The following is a 1,048-nucleotide window of genomic DNA, read 5'->3' as shown; positions in this document are numbered from 1 at the left end:
GTGAAGCGTCCTGGGTTTAGTTCCTACCTCTGCTAAGGAAGGATTGGCACTATGCCCAGAAAGTATTCCGCCGAATTCAAGGAGAAGGCGATCCATCAAGTCCTAGAGATGGTCCGTCTGGAGTCCTGCTCACGGCAACGCGCGTACGAGGAAGTCGGAGAGCTCCTTGGCGTGTCCCACCACACGTTACGCGCCTGGTACCGTGACAGCGTCGCCCATGAGCAGACGGCACCAACAGGTGGCGAAACCATGGAAGAAGAGCTCAAACGGCTACGCCGGGAAAACCGCGAGCTGAAACGAGCCAACGGAATCCTCAAGACTGCCTCGGCTTTTTTCGCGGCGGAACTCGACCGACCCACGACCAAATGATCTCCTACATCGACGAGTACAAGGAGCAATTTGGGGTCGAGGCCATCTGCCGTGTTCTGAAACAAGCAGACCGTGGATTCATCACCTCACGTGGCTACCGCAAAGCCACCACACGTGTTCCCAGTGCAAGGGCCTTAAGCGATAGCCTTCTCATTCCAGAGATTCAACGCGTGCATGCGGAGAATTTCTCGGTCTACGGCATCCGAAAAATGTGGCACGCGATGAACCGTGAAGGCTTTCATATCGGCCGCGACAAGACCGCACGCCTGATGAAACTTGCAGGTGTGTCTGGTCGACGACGTGGACGCACCCCGGCGACCACGATCAGCCCTAAGGTGCCGGATCATCGTCCGGATCTTGTGCAGCGAAACTTCCGGGCCACAGCACCTGGGCGACTTTGGGTCGCCGACATTACCTACGTTCGCACCCTGTCAGGATTCGCCTACACCGCGTTTGTCATTGACGTCTACAGCCGCAAAATAGTCGGTGTTGCCACCCGATCTACGATGCGCACCGATGCGCTGCCGATGGAGGCACTGGAACATGCGTTAACGACTGCCGGTCGAATCCACGGCGACCAGCTGATACACCACAGTGACCGGGGAAGTCAGTACGTGTCACTGAAGTACTCCACCGCACTGGCCGAAGCCGAGATCCGGCCGAGTGTCGGCACAGTCGG

The 1,048-nt window shown here is 57.7% G+C and carries 1 pseudogene; it reads left to right on the top strand.

The window, feature by feature from the left end:
- Positions 1-51: 51 nt before the first annotated feature.
- A pseudogene (locus CKJ82_RS11485) lies at positions 52-1,048 on the top strand (IS3 family transposase); the annotation flags it as partial.

The organism is Corynebacterium gottingense, from assembly GCF_002285125.1.
GTDB lineage: Bacteria > Actinomycetota > Actinomycetes > Mycobacteriales > Mycobacteriaceae > Corynebacterium > Corynebacterium gottingense.
The sequence above is the reverse complement of the archived record's forward strand: the minus strand, read 5'-3'. Positions and strand labels throughout refer to the sequence as shown.